We start from the raw sequence: 19,019 nt of genomic DNA on the forward strand, positions 1-19,019 counted from the left end.
AAGCTCATCAAGCGTGCTTTTGTGGATTTTAAAGTCCTGTGGCAAGCCTGCAGCCTTGTTAAAATCAGCTCCCATAAAGCCAGCTTTATCTACTGTGTAGCCATAAGCTTGAAGATCATTAAAATTTAAAGAGATGAGGCTATTCTGTGAAGAAGCAGTATAAGTAAATTTGGCTGGCTCTTGGCTTGGCTCGCTAATCTTTTCTTTGGTCTTTTGGTTAAAGAGATCACTAAAATTTAAAGATCTATCTTGTTTGTGCTGTTGCTTGGTGTATGAATTTACATTTGTGCTTAAGATGCTAATATCATTCATGGTTTGCCTCCTAGCTTATTGCTTGATAACAAGCAAAACGTATTCCAGTAAGTGATTAGTATTTCTTACTCTGTTATTATTCTGTAAAAAATAATTACTTGTAATGATATATCATTTTTAAGATATTGTATAATGGTGCCCGAGGTCGGACTCGAACCGACACAAGGTTGCCCTTATCAGATTTTGAGTCTGACGCGTCTACCAGTTTCACCACTCGGGCTAAGTTATGATTGAAATTTTAGATTTGTGAGAAGAAATAAAAAGGGGAGACTTGCTCCCCGAAAAAGAAAATTATTTCTTTTTACCTTTTTTAGCAGCACCAGCAGCAACTGCTTCTTTAAGTTTTTTGCCAACTTTGAATTTGACTGCTTTGCTAGCAGGAACGTCGATTACTTTCTTAGTTCCAGGAACTCTAGCTTTCCTTGCAGCTCTGTCAGCAGTACCGAAAGTACCAAAGCCTATAAAGCTAATTGTATCGCCTTTTTCAAGAACCGCTTGGATTGTCTCCAAAGTAGCATCAACAACTTTTAGAGTATCTTTTTTTGAAAGACCAGCCTTGTCGGCAACCGCTTGAATAAATTCAGCTTTTTTCATGAACCATCCTTTTAAGAAGTTATGCGGCAATTCTACACTCTTTTAAAAAAAAATACAATACTTTTTCCCTAAATTTAGCTCTTTTTTTGCATTTTTTTAGTAAAAAAGACCAAATTTTGAACTCTCACTCACAAATTTCAAACGTAAGCTCGTTTTTTAGCCCTATCTTTTTCATATCCACAAGTTTTAAATTTTCAAAATTTAGAGCCATTAGTTCATCTTTGTTTGTCACTTTAGCATTTGCGATCTGGCGCAAAACCTCACCTCTATAAGCTTTTGCATGGTGGCTTAGTATCTTTTTGTTTTTCAAGAAACAAAATGTCGTAAATTCTTTTTTTATCACATAAAATTTCTCATAAAATTTAGCCCTAAGATCTAAAATTTCATCATTTTCTAAAAAGCTATCGACCGCCTTGCTAAAATTTTGCTCATAAAATTTTGAAATATCAAAGCCAGCTAGCTTTTCGCCTTGCTTTAGTTTGTACTCAGCTATTTTATCTTTTGCTAAAATTGGCCCAAATAAATTTGAAAATATTAAAACATTATTATCTATATATTTTTGAGCCCCATCGCTTAGCCCGCGGTAGTTTAGGTGCTTGTAGGCAACGCCGTCATATCTTAAGATAGCTTTTATGCTACCTTTTTGAGATAGACTTTCTCGTAGCTGCTTGCTCTCTTCAAGCTCTTTTAGTCCAAAAAGCTTTTTTATCTCGTCTAAATTTGCACTTTTTAAAAACTCATCATATTTATTTAAAATTTCAGCCCTTTTGCTAAAAAGCTTGGGAAATATCAAATTTTTTCCATCAAATTTATCACTTGTGTTTAGAGAAATTTTGCTTTCGCTTGGTGAGAAGAGGATTTTTAACGCCATTTTCTTTCCTATTTTATATATGTAAATTTTGGCAGATTATACAATAAAACTTTTTTGCACTAAAAAAAATCAAATTTTCACCGATATATCACAAAGCGGAATTATTCTTGCTTAGAGTGAATAAAAATTTAGGGAAAAATTATGAGAATTACAAATCAATTACGTTTTAGTCAGACTTTGCACGACTATCAAAAAAATATGGTTGGCGTAAATAAGAGCTACCAGCAGCTCTCAAACGGACTTAAAATTCAAGATCCATACGACGGTGCTGCAGTTTATAACGATGCTATGAGGCTTGATTATGAAGCGACCACTCTCACTCAAGTGGCTGATGCTACTGGTAAGTCAGTGAATTTTGCGAAAAACACAGACAATGCGTTGAAAGAATTTGAAAAACAGCTTGAAAATTTTAAAACTAAAGTCGTTCAAGCAGCTAGCGACGTGCATAGCACAACCTCTCTTGAAGCTTTGGCAAACGACCTTCAGGGCATCAAAAACCACCTTGTAAATATAGCAAATACCTCTATAAATGGGCAGTTTTTATTCTCAGGTAGCGCCGTAGACACAAAGCCGATCGATGGCTCAGGTAAATATCAAGGCAACCGCGACTATATGAAAACTTCAGCCGGCGCGCAGGTTGAGCTACCTTACAATATCCCAGGATTTGATCTTTTTTTAGGAAAAGATGGCGACTACAACAAAATTTTAACAACAAACGTGATGCTAGCTGATCAAACTAGAACCGACATCTCTTATGCACCAAAATATCTTGATGAAAATAGCAAGATAAAAAATATGATCGGTCTAAACTACGCAAGCGACTCAGTTGTGGGCAGTGATGGCTCTTACAAAGGCACTATCGAGCCAGATTTTGACTTTTTGGATACTTCAAATGTAAATTTCCCTGACACATACTTTTTCATGCAGGGCAAAAAGCCAGACGGCACGACATTTACGAGCAAATTTAAAATGAGTGCTGATACGTCAATGGCTGGTTTGATGGAGAAGATCGGCATGGAATTTGGCAACACAAAGACGACAAAAGTTGTCGATGTGAGCATAAATAACGACGGACAATTTAATATAAAAGACCTTACTAAAGGCAATCAAACGATAGACTTTCACATGGTTGCAGCTACTTCTGTGGCGACAAATCGTGGTGCGATAGCTCCAAACAATACTCTTGATACGATAAATTCGCTACAAAGCCTTGAAAATATGGCAAATGCTGTGCCAAAAACGGTTCATATAACTGAATTTACAAAGAGCAAATACCTTGATAAAGATGGAAATTTAACAAACGCATTTGACTACGATAAGGTTAGGTTTGAGCGAAAAGACAATGAACTTATCGCAAATTTACCTCAAGTAGCTAGAAGAACTGGTGAGTTTGCAACCGATCAGACCAAGCTAAGTGAGGTTTCTGGTACAAAAGAGAGCTACAATAGAAATTTATACCCAAAAGATGTCGATGCTAGAAAGAGAGAGCTTTACAATATAGATAATCAAGAGATAGGTCTTCAAGTAAAATCAATCACTGGCACAACGTATGACATCAAAGTAAAAATGGGCGAAGCAGGTGGCACAAACACCCCAGTGCAGTTTCAAATAACATCAACAACAGCTGCTGGTGTGGTATCTCCAACTAGAAATTTGACCGTCTATAACTCTGATGAATTTGGTAGTTACAGAACCTATGCAAGCGACTTTACATATCGTCAGCTAATGGACATCGTAGCAATGGCTGCAAGTGACAACATCCCAAATCCTCCACACGCAGAGAATGCGAACTTTGATACAGATATCGAAAAAGTAAGAAGAGATCAAAACTATAATGCCTATAAAGACGCCCTATCAAAGACTAAAGGCGCAGTAGAGGTAAATTTAGACGATCGTGGCAGGATGGTTTTAACTGACAAGACAAAATCTGTTACAAATATAGAGCTAACCATGTATGATGCGAAAAATGGAGATATATTTGACGGAGATAGCACTGGTATGAACACAGCTGGCGCTGCAAGCCACCCTCAAGGCAAGGGCTCAGTATTTAGCTTTAACGAAAATAATGCTTTAACTATCGATGAGCCAAGCACAAGTGTCTTTCAAGACCTTGATGATATGATATTTGCCGTTAGAAACGGCTACTATAGAGCAGACGCTAATAATCACGACCCGCGAAATACCGGCATGCAAGGCGCTTTAAAAAGGCTGGATCACTTGATAGATCACGCAAATAAAGAACTTACAAAGATAGGCTCTCAAACAAAGCTACTAACTGCGACAAACCAGCGTGCGGAGGTCATGAAAGTAAATGTGCTAACTGTTAAAAATGACGTCATAGACGCAGACTATGCAGAGTCATATCTTAAATTTACACAGCTTTCACTCTCATATCAAGCTACTCTTCAAGCAAGCGCTAAGATAAATCAACTAAGCTTGCTAAACTACCTAAACTAAAATGATAAATCAGCAGGCCTAGCTTGCTGATTTTTTAAAAATTAAACTCAAGCGTGCTATAATAAGCCTTTTTAACAAAAGGATCTAAAATTTTAAGACATATATTATTTACTATTTTTGTTTGTTTTTTTATATATTTTGGTATCGCTACGGCTGCTCCGACTGCTGATTTTGTAGGCTCACTTGGACAAAGCCTTGGCGTTTTTAATATTAAATATTTTGGACTTATAGCCTATGTTTATCCATTTTTACTTATCGTTTTAGGCTATTTTGTATATAAAAATTTTAAGAAATTTGACTTTGATTTTGCCCAGTTTGTAGTTGGGATTTTTCTATTTTTTATCGCATTTTTGATGTTTCAAGCGCTAAGTACTTCTGGGGCAAATAGCGGCGTGATAGGCGGCTTTATAGTCTCAGCGCTAAAAGAAGTCATCGGCGCTATCGGCACTGCGGTTGCTATACTTATGATATTTATCATCTCACTTGGACTTGCTTTTAGAGAAAATTTTATCATCGTTTTAAGAAAGGCTTTTGTAGATAAAGAGCCAAATGGCTATGAAGAAAAAAGCGCAAGCGTAAAAGAGGTAAGGGCAAGGCAGATACCAAAGATAGAGCGCAAAAAGCCAAAAGCTGAAGAGATAAAAGAAGAAGAGCTTATAGACGCTCAGGTGCTAAATGATGATGAGCCAAATTTAGATAGTGAGCCAGAATTTGAACCAGAGCCAGAGATGGAGCCGGCACAAGAGAGCAGACCTGCAACCATAGGCGGGGTTGAAATTTTAAATGAAGTGGCTGAAAACAAAAAACTTCTTGATCAGATAGAGCGCGGCAAGGTCGAAAAACCAAAAGACTTTGTCTTGCCGCCACTTAAATTTCTAAACGATCCCCCAAAGCGCTCGCACAATATCAATGAGGCCGAGATCGACCAACAAATTTCAAATTTGCTAGATAAACTGCGTAAATTTAAGATAGATGGTGACGTGGTGAGAACTTATACTGGCCCTATCGTCACGACATTTGAGTTTCGCCCAGCCCCGCACATCAAGGTGAGTAAAATTCTCACTTTGCAAGATGATCTAGCGATGGCGCTAAAGGCTCAAACTATCCGTATCCAAGCGCCGATCCCTGGCAAAGACGTCGTTGGCATAGAGGTGCCAAATCAAAATTTAGAGACGATTTATCTAAAAGAAATTTTAGAGAGTGAAGTCTTTAAAAACGCGAGCAGCCCGCTAACCATGGCTCTTGGTAAAGATATCGTGGGCGCTCCTTTTGTGACTGACCTTAAAAAGCTCCCACATTTGCTAATAGCTGGAACAACTGGATCTGGTAAGAGTGTGGGCATAAATGCGATGCTTTTAAGTTTGCTTTATAGAAATAGCCCACAAACTTTGCGCCTAATGATGATCGATCCAAAGATGCTTGAATTTAGCATATATAACGACATCCCACATCTTTTGACGCCTGTTATCACAGAGGCTAAAAAGGCGATCACAGCGCTTTCAAACATGGTCGCTGAGATGGAGCGAAGATATAAGATAATGAGCCAAACTCGCACAAAAAATATAGAGAGCTACAACGAAAAGATGAAGAACGAGGGCGGCGAGCAGTTTCCATATATCGTCGTGATCATCGATGAGCTGGCTGATCTTATGATGACTAGCGGCAAGGATGTGGAGCTTTACATCGGCCGCCTAGCGCAGATGGCAAGGGCTAGTGGCATACACTTAATAGTAGCGACCCAGCGTCCAAGTGTCGACGTCGTGACTGGCCTTATAAAGGCAAATTTACCAAGCAGGATAAGCTATAGAGTAGGGCAGAGGATCGATAGTAAGGTCATCCTTGATCAAATGGGAGCTGAGAGCTTGCTAGGGCGAGGAGATATGCTATTTACGCCTCCTGGAAGCCCTGGAGTGATCAGGCTACATGCGCCATTTGCAAGCGAAAAAGAGATCGAGACAATCGTAAATTTCTTAAAAGAGCAACAAGATGTGATTTACGATGAGAAATTTCTAGCAGAAGAGGGCTCTAGCGCAGGCTCAGCTGCTGGTGTGCTAGGTGAAGAAGAGCTTGATGAGCTTTATGAAGAGGCAAAAGAGATCATCTTAAGCGAGCAAAAAACATCGATCAGCTACCTGCAAAGACGCTTAAAAATAGGCTACAACAAAGCTGCAAATATAATCGAACAGATGGAAAAAATGGGCGTTTTAAGCCCTGTAAATGCAAAAGGGCAGAGGGATATTTTGGTTTAATATAAATTTATATTTAAAAAATAAATTAATCTAAACTGCTAGCAAAAAATTTATTTACATATAAGTTATATTAAAATAAAATAAAGTGTAAATTAGGCTATGCAGGGAGTAGTAAAATGGCGCAACAAGTCGTATTTGCTTGGGGAAGGGAATTTGAAACAAATATTAAACAAGTTGATTCGGAACATAGATATTTGGTTGAAATAATCAACTCTTTAGGAAACAAACTTGCTATACAAAATACCGTTTTAAGTGATATGATACCTTTGTTTGAAGAACTGGTTGATTATACAAAATATCATTTTTCAAACGAAGAAGGGTTGATGCTGGAGGCAGGCGTTGATGCAAGACACGCCAAAGAACATCTCAAAGCTCACAGAATTTTTATCAAAGAAGTTACATCAAAATATAAAAATTTAAATTCAAATAATATAAAGGTTGAGGCAAAGGAACTACTTGACTTTTTGGTGCAATGGCTAACCTTTCATATACTTGGCATAGATAAAAATTTATCCGCTCAAATGCGACTTATAAAATCAGGCTATACTCCAGAACAGGCATATGAAGAAGTTAGTGGAGTAAATCACGAGCAGCTTGATACTTTAGTTAAATCTTTTAATGGTGTTTTTGGTGTTTTGATGAAATATAATGAAGAACTTTTGATGCTTAAAAATTCACTTGAAGAAAAAGTTAAACAGCGCACAGAAGAGTTGCTTGAGAGCAATAAAAAATTAGAAATTTTAGCTATGACTGATCAATTAACAGCACTTGCAAATCGTCGTAGAATGAGTTATGAGCTTGAAGCCTGTTTGCAAAAATACACTGAAAGTAAAGTTCCATTTACGATCATAATGTTCGATCTTGATAATTTCAAAACAATTAATGATACTTTTGGACACGATGCTGGCGATGTTGTGCTTGTGGAATTTTCAAATGTCCTTAAATTTAATCTACGCACTGATGATATAATATGCCGTATAGGTGGAGATGAATTTTTAGTAATATGCCCTAGCACCGATGCTGATGGTGCATTAAAAATAGCTACAAAACTTCATAAAAAAATAAATAAAATACGTATCGAATTTAAAAATGCTTGCTGGATCGGATCCGCAAGTATCGGAGTTGTTACAGTAAATGATAAGATCGCAGCAAAGGAAAAAATTTTAAAAGCTGCTGATAAATCGGTTTATGATGCTAAAAATGCTGGAAAAAATAAAGTTGTTTGTTTTGAATGATTTTTTATATTTTAAGCTTTAAATTTACATTAAAAATATAACTTTTAGTATGTTTTAAAATTTTTATTCATTTTTTATTTGCAGAACAATATACCATTTTTACTGTATAGACTTATAATGCTATTCAAAGGTTAAGTTTAAATCTAAACCAAACTTCAAAGGGCTTCAAGCCAGACAAGTAGTAACCAAAAGACCAGCTTTAATGGATGATGAGCTACTTAGTGTTAAAGAGTTTTTATATAACAGAGCTAAAAAATCTAAAGCATTATCTAGTGTAGAGCTAAGTGCTATCTAATCTTGGGCTAAGACCTGCTGAATACTTTACTATTTAACTAGGAGATATTAGTTTTGAGTATGATACTATCACTATCTCAAAAGCAATTAAGACACATAAAGGCGCAGGCACTATCATAGGAACTCCTAAGAACGGACATAGCAGAACCTTACCTTGTGGAGAGAATGCTATGGAAGTCTTTAGAGCTATTAAGCAACGCTTAGAAATAGCTAAGAGTGTAAGTAAAGTAGAGGCTAGAAGGCTTTTTACAGGGACTAAAGACGACCGAGTGCTTAAGATGGCTTACTATTGGGTGTCTCAAGGGGCTTATGATAACTGCAAGGATTTACCATTAGATAAGTGTCCTATAACTCACCTAAACCACGATAGTGCAAATCGTATGTGGTGGGCTGTCAGAAACCATCTTGGATATTTAGGGACTAGCAACACTCACGGACTTTACGTATTACGCCATACAGTGACTTCTAGGTTAGTTAGTTTGAAGGGATTTAATGCTCATAAACTGATGGCTTTTATGGGTCACACAGATATTAAAAGTAGCCTGATTACGTGCATCTAAATGTTGATGATATACGTGATGGTGTGGGAGTTGGTGTTTAGTTAAAAGGTGGTAAAAGTCCTTGGTATTTGGTTGCGGAGGACGGATTTGAACCGCCGACCTTCGGGTTATGAGCCCGACGAGCTACCACTGCTCTACTCCGCGATAAGAGTTATTTGGGATTTTTAAAAGTGGATGGGGTAAGAGGATTCGAACCTCTGAATGACTGGACCAAAACCAGTTGCCTTACCGCTTGGCGATACCCCAATGTTTTTAAGAGTTGTAATTATATAGACTTTAATGCCATTTGTCAAGGTTTTTTTGTAAAAAAATTATTTTTATTAGAAATAAAATTTTCCAAACCAAGATTTAAAAGCAAAAAATGGTTTGGAAATAGTTTGCTTATTTTTGCTCTTTGTATTTTAAAACTTGAGCGTAAATTTCATCTTTTAGTTTTAATTTTTCTTTTTTCAAGGCATCAAGCTCAGAGGCTTGCGCTGCTTTGCTATCTATCTTTTCATTTAGCTCGTCATGCTTTTTGCAAAGTGCGGCAAAATGAACATCTACTTTTTTCAACTCATTTATGAGATCAGTGTATTCGTGTAACATACGTAGCTCCTGTAAAAAATTTATAAATTCTAACAAGGCTTTGTAAATGTTTGGCTATCTAAATTTAGATCTATAAAAGCTTCTAGTATATAGCGGTTAAGCCAAATTTATCACAAAATGCAAAAACTAAACGTATTTTAGCTCTTCTGGCTTGTGTTTGCTCTTTACTAGGCGTTTGGTTAGACGTATGCCATCAACTGTGCCGATGACTAAAAGCTTTGTGCCTGTGCCAATTAGAGTGTCGCCATTTGGCATCGGGATAAATTTGTTATTTATGTCTCTAATGCCTACCACGTCAGCATTTGTGATATTTCTTAGGTGCGTCTCTTTTAGTCTTTTAAACCTGATCCAAGAGTAGTCAGGCACAAGAATTTCTTCTATATCGATAGGCGAGCTTTTTGTGTATAGAAATTGCTCGAGTAAATTTTCCATATCAGGTCTTACGCTCATGGCACTTAGACGCTGTGCGACTAGGCGAGATGGGCTGACTACGTTATCAGCACCAAGTTTTTTAAGCCTTTGTGTGTCATCTTCACTATCGGAGTTTGTGATGATATGGTAAGGTTTTTTGCGGCCTATCTCTTTTTCATAAAGTCTAACAGATGCGATAAGTGCGATATTGTCAGCGATATTTGGGCTAAGAGTGATTAGTCCTTTTGCACTTGATAGATGCGTTTTTAAAAAGGCGATTTGAGTGTGAGGCTGAGCTTTTATGAAGTATGGATACTTGTAAATTTGAGCTAGTTCTGCGATATCTTCTCTGTCATCGACCACTACAAATGGTATGTGATTTTCACGAAACTGAGCGCTAAGCTCGATTGTGTAGAGGTTGTGATAACAAATAACGAAGTGATTTTTTAGTCTTGCGATCTTGTAAAGCATACGCCTTTCCTTTAAAATGCTAATTAATGTGCCTCTTTTTAGAACTTCTACAACAATACCGATTGATAGCGTAAAAATGATGAAGCCAACAAGGATAAATGTTATAGTAAAAATTCGCCCCTTTGGAGTTATGGGCGCAACTTCTGTAAAACCGACCGTCGTGAAGGTCATACCTGCTTGGTAAAAGGCATCTATGAGAGAGAAGTTATCTATAAAGATATAACCTAGTGTTCCAAAAAGTAACAGTAGTACGACTGAAATTAGTGGAAATCTAAAAGGTTTTAGTTGTTCGTAAAGCTCAGTATCTAGGCTTATTTCTGGTTTTGCGGAGTTTGACCAGTTGAGGAATTTTAAAAGTCTTGAGAGAAAAGACATAAATTCCTCTTCATTTTATCTCTTAGTTTGACTGCTTTTTCATAGTTCTTAGAGTAGAAGCAGCAACTTTTATTCTTCTTGTTGTGCCATCTTCTAGAGTAACACGGATAGTTCTAAGATTTGGTAAAAATCTTCTTTTAGTTTTATTGTTGGCGTGGCTCACGTTGTTGCCTACCATTGGTCCTTTGCCAGTTATCGCACATCTTTTTGACATTTTTTTTCCTTATAAACAAAAATTTCTGCTGATTTTATCTAAACAAAACCAAAGTATTGCTTAAAATGGATATTTATATTTATAAGTTTTGTTGATTTTTTATTTAATTAAGGCTAAAATAGCCCCAAAATAAAAAATCGGTAAAACAAAAATGCTAACTAAAAATCAAATAGATGAAATTTCAAATTTTATCTATACAATGCCCGATGTTTTTTATGAGTGCCAAAAGCACTTAGATGAGGGCGACATCACTGCTGCTATGGAGCTTTTTAGGGGTGACGAAGTTTTTAAAGCATATTTTACTACAGTTATAAAATTAGGAGATTTTGCCCTTAAAAGTTGGTCAAGAGATATATATTTAATGGCATATATGGTTGGCATAGACAACCTAAAAATGATAATTTGCTCTTATTTTGTTTTTATCAAATCTCCAAAAAGATATAAAAATTTTGGTGTAAATTTACACTCTATGATGGAGTTTAATGCTAAATTTCTATCTGACTGGAGCAAACTTTTAAACTATCTTGGGCTAAAAAATCAAAAAAATTTGTTTCTAGCTGCCTACGCGCTAATCTTGCTTATATTTTGCGAGCTGATCTTTTTGAAGTATCCACACTCGCTTAAACATATCGTTGGCTTTTCTGATATGAGCTTTGATAGGATCTTGCAGCGAAGGTTTGATATCTCGCTATTTGGAGTACTTTTAAAGCTTGCAGGATGGGATAGCGACAGGCTCAATAGAGAAGAGGTTTTGGTCTTAAAATACTTTAAAATTTTGCTCTCTTATGAGGCAAGCACTGCTAAATTTTTTGACTTTGGCATCGATAGGATCACCGATGTTAGCGTCCATGCTTCGGCTGATATGGTTATAAATTTAAAAAAGGCTCTTAGAAAATGAAAGTAACTTTTGAGGGCTCTTTAGCCATAGTTAGGCCATTTGGATTTTTAGAGGTTAATATCACCCCTTCAAGTATCAAAAAGGCCGAAGTAGAGCAAATTTGCGCAAGGCAGATAAGCGCCATTTTGCTTTCATTAAAAAATGTCACATTTTTTAGCCCACTTTGGCTAAATAGCACGTGCGAGCATCTATCAAACATCGCCAGAGAGATAGGCGCTGAGTTTGCAGTCTGCGACTATGACGATACTTTTTACGAGCTTGTAGCAAAGACTTCAAAAAATATTTTGAGATTTTCGCTCTTTGAAAATGAAAAAGTTGCGACGCTATTTTTAAATGATACGCTAGCAGATAGCAGCGAAGCCATCGTGATTTATAACAAAAATGAGCAGTATAAAGACTACATCAACTCGCTTTTGGAGCAAAAGTGTTACAAGTGTAAATTTGTAAAAAGCGTGGAAGAATTTAACGCCGCCAAGCAAGCTTACAAATACACCATCAGCACTCTAAATCACATCGTTTTAGGCAAAAAAGAGTTTAGCGCCTTTATAAGAGGTGACGTTGTCATTTACAAGACGGCAGGGCTCATAGATAGCTCTTTTGTGCAGAAATTTGACTATAAATTTCACGAAAGGTTGCAAAAGGTAGGCTTTAAATTCTTTGTTTTTTGGTCTGATTCAGTTGGTGCTTTAAATACCATCGGAGCTAGTTTTTTGATAAAGCTATCTGAGCTGAGCCAAAAAAGTGGCGGTATATTGGCGATTTGTGGCTTAAATGAGGGCAACATCTCAGAGACACTTACATCAAATTTAAAAGCGGCAAAGATACTTTTATATAAGCGCATAGATGAGTTTTTTAAGGATAACTCGACTATCTACTTTAAAAAGCGCCTAGTCGATGCTGTGCCAACAAATATTAATAAAAATTTGGTTGAAATTTTACCAGTGGTCATCTCAAGCGTCACTGACGTGCTTTCGCCGCTAATAGAGAGTGAAATTTTATGCCTTGATGCGAAGATCAGCAACTTTAACATAGAAAACGAGAGCGAATTTCTACGTGCTTGTGTGCTATTTTACGGCGATGTTGAGATGCGAATTTTGCTTGGCATTAAAAAGGACAAGCTTGATAAAATTTGCTCGATATTTTCGGAAAAATCGGAGAAAGAGTGTGGCTGTTTAAGCGGATTTTCTCAAATTTTTAGTATCATTGCAAGCAAAATTTTAGACATTTTCATCGAGAGAAATTTAAAGGTAAAGCTTAGCAACTTTAAATTTTATGAAAATGAGATGTTTTTTGACAGAGCAAGCAGTGGAATTTTTGCAACATTAAATGCAAAAGAGAGCCAAACTGGCATGATTTTTATAAGTAAATAAGGATTTGAAATGTACGTTGCACCTAGTATTTTGTCGGCTGATTTTGGAAATTTAGCAGCTGAGATAAGAGCCATTTGCGAGGCTGGGTGCGATCTGGTGCATGTTGATGTTATGGATGGGCATTTTGTACCAAATTTAACCATCGGACCAGTCGTGGTAAGTGCCGTTGCAAAGGCTGCTACAAAGCCACTTGACATACATCTAATGGTTGAAAATAACTCATTTTTTGCTGACCTTTTTTTGCCGCTAAAACCAAAATTTCTAACCTTTCACATCGAAGAAGAGAAACATCCGATGAGACTAATAGATCACATCAGAAAAAACGGCGTTGGCCCTGGTATCGTGCTAAATCCACACACGCCAGTTAGCGCGATCAAGCATATCATCGATGAAGTCGATATGGTGCTATTAATGAGCGTAAATCCTGGCTTTGGTGGTCAGAAATTTATGCCAGTCGTGCTTGAGAAAACAAGGGCGCTAAGAGAGCTAATAGAGCGCAAAAACGCCAAGTGTCTCATCGAAGTAGATGGTGGCGTAAATGGACTAAATGCGCCTGATCTTGAAGAGGCTGGGGCTGATGTCTTGGTGGCTGGCAGCTATATCTTCTCGTCAAATTCATACGAACAAGCCATTCGCGCCATAAAGCTTGAGTTTTGAAACCAAAAAAACAGCGTTTAGAAAATAGCATTGAAATTTTAGCTAGGCAAAATTTAGGCTATCACGAATTTATCTTGAAATTTAGTGATATCGAGGAAATTTCATCGCTCATTGACGTGCGTGACCTTGATATGTGGCGAACTCTCGGACTTGACATCACTAGAAATGAAAGCAACGAGATCGAGCTTGGCACGAGATTTAGAGATATTAGCGAGCAAGAATTTTGCGTCGTGGATATCGAAACGACTGGTGGCACGACTAGTGGTCAGATCATCGAAATAGGCGCTATAAAAATGAAAAATGGCACCGAAATAGGGCGCTTTGAAAGCTTTGTAGCAGCTAGTGTGGTGCCTGAAAATATCACAGAGTTAACTGGCATAAGAGCAAGCGATCTAGTTGGTGCGCCAAATTTACTAAACGTGCTGGAGCGGTTTAAAATTTTTCTTGGAACTAGCGTTTTTATCGCGCACAACGTAAATTTTGACTACGGATTTATCTCGCATAGTCTAAATGAGATCGGCCTTGGCATACTGCTAAACAGAAAGCTTTGCACCATCGATCTTAGCCGCCGCACCATCGCCTCGCAAAAATACGGTCTTGGCTCGCTAAAAGAACTCCTTGGCATAAACAACACCCACCACAGAGCCCTAAATGACGCGGTAGCAGCAGCTGAAATTTTCAAAGTCTGCCTCACTCGCCTACCTTTTAGTATCCAAACGACAGAGGATCTCATAAGCTTTAGCAAAAATGCCCCAAGCGTAAAGCTAAAACCAGAGCCAGTTTTAAAAGCTTTGGAGTAGGGCTGGTTTAAATTTAAGCCACTTGGCTGGGAATTTAGAAATTTAATTTAGGTGTGTCCCATTTGAACGAGATCGCCTATCTTTTCGCGGTTTGCGATCATTATGTTTTCAATAACGCTGCGGTCTATCGCCCTGCAAGCACCGATCTTTACAAAATCCCTAAAACAGCATTGCCATTGTGATAAACTTCTCGTGAATGCCAGTTTTGTATGCGTAAAATAGCTAAACCGTCGCTACCGATGACGCAGTTTGCTAGGCGGGTTGCCTTTGGTAGCTAAATTTAGAGCTTGCGTTAAATTGAATAAATTTCTTTTTGTTAAAGCTGCTGGCTAAATTTGGGGTTAAATTCAGCTAGAAACTAAAATTAGTCTTTGGATTTAAGATTTAGGATTTATGGTAAAAATGGCTTCTAAACTTAAATTTAAAAGCCATTTATCTTTTAGCTCTCTTTTAAAAGCTTGCTTGCCAGCATATCTGCTTTTGCTTTATCGGTGTCTTTTTTGACGGATTTATAAATTTTAGAGATGTAGTTTTCTAAAACTTCGTGGCAAGAGATCACTTTTTCACCCTCGCGTCTAGCTACTTTTGTGTATTCGCCGTTATTTTGTAGCTCAAATGCTAGGTCGTTATCGCTTAGCTGAAGCTCTAAAATTTCAAGCAGTCTCTCTTGAAGCCTTGGCTCAAAGATAGGTGTCATAAGCTCCAAGCGGCGCTCTAAATTTCGTGGCATCCAGTCAGCGCTTGAGATGTAAATTTTTGGATTAGCGTGCTTGAAATATAAAATTCTAGCGTGCTCCAAGTATTTACCGATGATCGAGCGAACTTTTATGTTTTCGCTTTTGCCTTTTACGCCAGGCCTTAGTCCGCACACACCTCGGACGATTAAGTCGATCTTCACGCCTGCATTTGAGGCGCGGCTAAGCTCATTTATCACATCTTCGTCTATTAACGCGTTCATCTTGGCGATGATCCTGCCCTCGCTGCCTTTGCTGGCCTCCACTCTTATCTTTTCGATGATGCGCTCTTTTATCTGAAAGGGCGACATGCTAAGGGCGTTTAGACGGCGGTTTTTGTTATATCCTGAGAGGATGTGAAAAAACGAGGTCGTATCTTGGCTAAATTCCTCTTTGCTCGTAAATAGGCTAACGTCGGTGTAAATTTTAGCCGAGCTGCCGTTGTAGTTTCCAGTGCCAAAGTGCATGTAAAATTTGAGTTTATCGCCGATCTGGCGGATCACTTGGCTAACTTTTGCATGGACTTTAAAGCCTGTGATGCCATATATCACGTGTGCGCCAGCATCTTCAAGCGCCTTTGCCCAGTGCAAGTTATTTTCTTCATCAAACCTTGCTTTTAGCTCGACCATCACAGTTACTTGCTTGCCGTCGCTTGCAGCGTCTATCAGGCTTTGGATGATCGGTGAGTTTTTATCGACCCTGTAAAGCGTCATGCGTATCGAGATCACCTTTGGATCTTTGCTAGCCTCTCTTATAAAGCTAACGACTGGATCAAAGCTCTCAAATGGATGAACTAACAGCACATCCTCTTTGTCTATGGCGTCAAAGATCGAGACGCCGTTACCAAATGGAGGCAGCGTCTTTGGGGCGTAGGGCGGGTTTGCTAGGTGGCTAAAGTTCTTGCTCCCAGCTATCTCCCAAAGAGAGCTAAGTGTGAGCGGGATGCTTGAAAAGTAGATATCTTTGTGAAAAATTTTCATGTGAAAATTTAAAAACTCTAAGATATCAGCGTCAGCGTCTTTGTCTATTTGCATACGCACAAAAGCCCCTTTTCTACGAAGCTTTAACCCTTGCTCAAGTATCATCATAAAGTCATCCGCCTCTTCTTCTTCGATGACGATATCAGCATTTCTTGTCACTCTAAAGGCAGCCGAGCTAATGAGCTTATACCCTGGGAAAATTTCTTCTGCGTGGCGGTGCACGATCGTTTCAATCGGCACAAAGACGTTGCTACTTGGCTGGGTAAATCTTGGCAATACTCTTGAAATTCTTATCATGCCGTATTTTAAAATTTCAGGATGCTCGATGTCAGCTAGCTTAACGGCAAGCGAGAAGCTAAGGTTATTTAGGTGCGGAAATGGATGTGTCGCATCAACAGCGATAGGCACGATGACTGGCAGGATGTTTGAGAAAAAATATTCGTCGCATTTTTGCTTTAAACTATCGTCAAGCTCGTCGTAGTTTTTGATAAAAAGACCCTCTTTGCTAAGCGCATCCACGGTGCTTTTGTAGTGGCTTTCAACTAAATTTTGCTCATCTTGAAGATATTGTCTGATCTCACGTAGCTGATCAAGCGGGCTCATGCCATCGCTGCTACTTGTCGTCACGCCAGCTGCAAAAAGCTGCTTTAGACCGGCCACTCTTATCATATAAAATTCATCAAGATTTGTCATATAAATGGCTATAAATTTTAGCTTTTCAAGTAAAGGTATATCCTTTTCACACTGAGCGAGTACCCTTGAGTTAAAGCGTAGCCAGCTTAATTCGCGGTTGATAAAAAGAGTTTCATTTTCGCTCATCATTTTCTCCTTATAATTTTTGATTATTTTATGATATGTGCGGTTATAAAGTTCTTATTTTGTTAAAAATTTAGTTACAATAGTGCAAATTTTAAACATAAAGGTTTCTTATGTCGGATTACATTATATTAGTTGGCATTTTTGTTGTGGCGGTTGTTGTCTTTGCGCTTATCAAAAAGGTCTCTTTTTAGCCTTTAAATTTCTCCCACCACAAGTAGGCAAAGATGAGCCCAAAGCCCTTGACCTTGCTCTCGTCAAAGGCAAATTTCATCATATCTTCTCGTTTTATAAAAACTAGCTCGATATCCTCGCCATCTACGCCACCGCCTGCATTTACCTTCATGCTCTCATCGATCTTTGCGTAAAACATCGTTTGCATGTTGCCGCCAAAGCCAAAAGCGCCATACGTCATCGTGATGCGCTCCATCTCTTTTAGCTCATATCCGACCTCTTCGACCGCCTCTTCTCTAGCGGTTTGCTCCTCGCTTAGTCCCTTATCCATAAGCCCTGCGCAAAGCTCATAAGTAAAGCCTTGCTCGTTTATTCTAATGCCTTCTTTTTCTTGCGAGTACCAAACGGCTGGGCGAAACTGCTTGACAAACAAAAATGCATCTTTTTGTTCGTGATATAAAAATATACTGACACTATTCATCACTTTGACGCAGTCCCAGTCTCTTTGCAGGCCATTTTGTTTAAATTTCATCTTAAATGGCTTTAGGTATTTTGACTCACCAAGAGGTAAAATTTCTAAATTTGTTATAGCAGTATCCATTTTGCAAGTCCTAAAAAGCTAAAAAATCCTATCGCATCAGTAAATGTAGTAAGAATGACCGCCGAGCCAACGGCAGGATCTATGTTAAAACGCCTTAGCGTCAAAGGTATGATCGTGCCAAAAAAGCCAGCAAAGAATAAATTTGTAACCATACTAAGGCTAATAACCACGCCAAGCATACCTTTGTCAAACCAAACAGCGGCGATGACGCCCATGATAGCGCCAAAGATGAGGCCATTTACGAGTGAGATCGTCACCTCACGCTTTAAAACGCTCTTTGCATCTTTAAATTCTATCTCGCCAAGTGCCAAACGACGAACCGTAACAGCAAGTGCTTGCGTGCCAGTGTTGCCACCCATTGAAGCAACTATTGGCATTAAAACGGCAAGTGCGACGTAAGCTGCGATCGTCTCATCAAAAAGTCCGATGATAGATGAGCTAAAAAGTGCTGTAAGTAAATTTATGCCAAGCCAGACCGCACGGCCACGACCAGCTTTAAATAGCGTATCGTCCTCTTCTGACTCGTCATCAACGCCAGCTAGGTTATAAATTTGCTCTGTTGCGCTCTCTTGGATGTAGTCGTGGATATCATCATACGTGATACGACCAAGCAGTATTCCAGTGCTACTTGTAACTGCGATAACGTTTAGATCGTACTCTTGAAACATATCAGCGACATCTTGCATGAGATCCATATCGTTTGCCATGTGGGGCTTGTAGTGGTCGATCTGGGTTGATTCGATATTTTGTTTTAGCGTCTTTGTAAAGTCAAAGAGGATGAGATCTTCAAGCGGGATGGCGTATTTCAAGACGCTATTTTTATCGATGATGAAAAGCTGTGAGACGTTTTCTAGTTTGCCTTCTTGCTTCTCTTGTCTTAGTCTTGCAACTGCGCTGCCAAGCTTCTCTTCAAGGTGAGCTGAAAATAGCTCTGTTTGCATGTGCGCACCAGCTCTATCCTCATCGTAGCTTCTAAGTCTTAAAATTTCATTTTGATTTTCTTTATCTAGCTCGTTAAAAAGCTCTCTAGCCTTGTCCTCATCGATATCTTCGATATATTGAAGTAGGTCTGTCGCATCGTCACTCTCTAGCTCTTCAAGCGCTTCTACGATCTTTTCAGCTGGGAGCGTGTCGATCACGTCTTTTAGCATGTGATCAGGAAGTTCTATCGCCACATCACCCAAAATTTCAGGATCTAGCTTTTCAAGGTACTTGGCAAAAAGCTCTTCATCGTGCTTTTTAAGTGTTTTAAGATGCTGGGCTAGCTCGTAAGCAGAGAGCTCACCGTCTTCTAAATTTTCATCTAAGTGCTGATCTATCAGCTCTTTTGCTTCTTCTAGTTCTTGGCTCAAGTTTTA

At 38.5% G+C, this 19,019-nt stretch carries 15 protein-coding genes, 3 tRNA genes and 1 pseudogene; 7 read left to right on the forward strand and 12 right to left on the reverse strand.

Annotated elements, in window-relative coordinates:
• The 4 genes and pseudogenes from UNSWCS_RS08715 to UNSWCS_RS08730 all read right to left on the reverse strand — a co-directional run.
• Nucleotides 1-312 (reverse strand): annotated as a pseudogene (locus UNSWCS_RS08715) (flagellar biosynthesis protein FlgG); the annotation flags it as partial.
• Between the two features lie 133 nt (nt 313-445).
• Nucleotides 446-532, reverse strand: a tRNA-Leu gene (locus tag UNSWCS_RS08720).
• 71 nt (nt 533-603) lie between these two features.
• Entirely contained in the window at nt 604-906 is a 303-nt protein-coding gene (locus UNSWCS_RS08725; RefSeq protein WP_012001719.1) for an HU family DNA-binding protein, read from the reverse strand.
• 124 nt (nt 907-1,030) lie between these two features.
• Nucleotides 1,031-1,777, reverse strand: coding sequence for a YaaA family protein (locus UNSWCS_RS08730; RefSeq protein WP_021088211.1), 747 nt, complete (start codon nt 1,775-1,777; stop codon nt 1,031-1,033).
• 141 nt (nt 1,778-1,918) lie between these two features.
• Here UNSWCS_RS08730 and UNSWCS_RS08735 point away from each other — a divergent pair, with 141 nt between their 5' ends.
• From UNSWCS_RS08735 to UNSWCS_RS08745, 3 genes are all read left to right on the forward strand, one after another.
• Nucleotides 1,919-4,234: a flagellin gene (locus UNSWCS_RS08735; RefSeq protein WP_021088208.1), complete on the forward strand. Its 2,316-nt coding sequence runs from the start codon at nt 1,919-1,921 to the stop codon at nt 4,232-4,234.
• Nucleotides 4,235-4,377: 143 nt separating this feature from the next.
• Nucleotides 4,378-6,483, forward strand: coding sequence for a DNA translocase FtsK (locus UNSWCS_RS08740; protein ID WP_035143809.1), 2,106 nt, complete (start codon nt 4,378-4,380; stop codon nt 6,481-6,483).
• 116 nt (nt 6,484-6,599) lie between these two features.
• Nucleotides 6,600-7,718, forward strand: coding sequence for a GGDEF domain-containing protein (locus UNSWCS_RS08745; protein WP_035143811.1), 1,119 nt, complete (start codon nt 6,600-6,602; stop codon nt 7,716-7,718).
• A 923-nt stretch (nt 7,719-8,641) separates the two neighbouring features.
• Here the strand turns inward: UNSWCS_RS08745 and UNSWCS_RS08755 are convergent.
• The 5 genes from UNSWCS_RS08755 to rpmB form a co-directional block, all read right to left on the reverse strand.
• Nucleotides 8,642-8,716, reverse strand: a tRNA-Met gene (locus UNSWCS_RS08755).
• A gap of 27 nt (nt 8,717-8,743) precedes the next feature.
• Nucleotides 8,744-8,818, reverse strand: a tRNA-Gln gene (locus UNSWCS_RS08760).
• Nucleotides 8,819-8,953: 135 nt separating this feature from the next.
• Nucleotides 8,954-9,160 (reverse strand): DUF465 domain-containing protein, encoded by a 207-nt coding sequence (locus tag UNSWCS_RS08765; protein ID WP_021088212.1) that lies wholly within the window; start codon nt 9,158-9,160, stop codon nt 8,954-8,956.
• A 126-nt stretch (nt 9,161-9,286) separates the two neighbouring features.
• Nucleotides 9,287-10,417 carry a potassium channel family protein gene (locus UNSWCS_RS08770; RefSeq protein WP_009293929.1) on the reverse strand — a complete coding sequence of 377 codons (1,131 nt, stop codon included), beginning with the start codon at nt 10,415-10,417 and terminating at the stop codon, nt 9,287-9,289.
• Nucleotides 10,418-10,439: 22 nt separating this feature from the next.
• Nucleotides 10,440-10,631 carry a 50S ribosomal protein L28 gene (gene rpmB / locus UNSWCS_RS08775; RefSeq protein WP_002942221.1) on the reverse strand — a complete coding sequence of 64 codons (192 nt, stop codon included), beginning with the start codon at nt 10,629-10,631 and terminating at the stop codon, nt 10,440-10,442.
• A gap of 199 nt (nt 10,632-10,830) precedes the next feature.
• Between rpmB and UNSWCS_RS08780 the strand changes: the two genes are divergently transcribed.
• The 4 genes from UNSWCS_RS08780 to UNSWCS_RS08795 are packed head-to-tail and all read left to right on the forward strand — an operon-like array spanning nt 10,831 to nt 14,356.
• Complete coding sequence (locus UNSWCS_RS08780) at nt 10,831-11,529, forward strand: hypothetical protein (protein ID WP_162142147.1); 699 nt, start codon at nt 10,831-10,833, stop codon at nt 11,527-11,529.
• The gene (locus tag UNSWCS_RS08785; protein ID WP_021088209.1) at nt 11,526-12,899 is read left to right on the forward strand and encodes a hypothetical protein; all 1,374 of its coding nucleotides are present in this window, start codon (nt 11,526-11,528) and stop codon (nt 12,897-12,899) included. Before UNSWCS_RS08780 ends, UNSWCS_RS08785 begins: the two co-directional genes overlap by 4 nt.
• A gap of 9 nt (nt 12,900-12,908) precedes the next feature.
• Nucleotides 12,909-13,556 (forward strand): ribulose-phosphate 3-epimerase, encoded by a 648-nt coding sequence (rpe, locus tag UNSWCS_RS08790; RefSeq protein ID WP_021088206.1) that lies wholly within the window; start codon nt 12,909-12,911, stop codon nt 13,554-13,556.
• Nucleotides 13,553-14,356, forward strand: coding sequence for a 3'-5' exonuclease (locus UNSWCS_RS08795; protein ID WP_021088217.1), 804 nt, complete (start codon nt 13,553-13,555; stop codon nt 14,354-14,356). The genes rpe and UNSWCS_RS08795 overlap by 4 nt, the downstream gene beginning before the upstream one ends.
• A gap of 439 nt (nt 14,357-14,795) precedes the next feature.
• Here the strand turns inward: UNSWCS_RS08795 and UNSWCS_RS08800 are convergent, their stop codons facing one another.
• From UNSWCS_RS08800 to mgtE, 3 genes are all read right to left on the reverse strand, one after another.
• A complete protein-coding gene (locus UNSWCS_RS08800; RefSeq protein WP_265182494.1) occupies nt 14,796-16,913 on the reverse strand; it encodes an RNA degradosome polyphosphate kinase in 2,118 nt (705 codons plus the stop codon).
• A 163-nt stretch (nt 16,914-17,076) separates the two neighbouring features.
• On the reverse strand, nt 17,077-17,661 hold the full coding sequence (locus tag UNSWCS_RS08805; RefSeq protein WP_021085143.1) for an NUDIX domain-containing protein: 585 nt from the start codon (nt 17,659-17,661) through the stop codon (nt 17,077-17,079).
• Nucleotides 17,646-19,013: a magnesium transporter gene (gene mgtE, locus UNSWCS_RS08810; RefSeq protein WP_021088203.1), complete on the reverse strand. Its 1,368-nt coding sequence runs from the start codon at nt 19,011-19,013 to the stop codon at nt 17,646-17,648. Before mgtE ends, UNSWCS_RS08805 begins: the two co-directional genes overlap by 16 nt.
• Between the last annotated feature and the right edge of the window lie 6 nt (nt 19,014-19,019).

Origin of the sequence: Campylobacter concisus UNSWCS (assembly GCF_000466685.1) — a bacterium.
Lineage (GTDB): Bacteria > Campylobacterota > Campylobacteria > Campylobacterales > Campylobacteraceae > Campylobacter_A > Campylobacter_A concisus_A.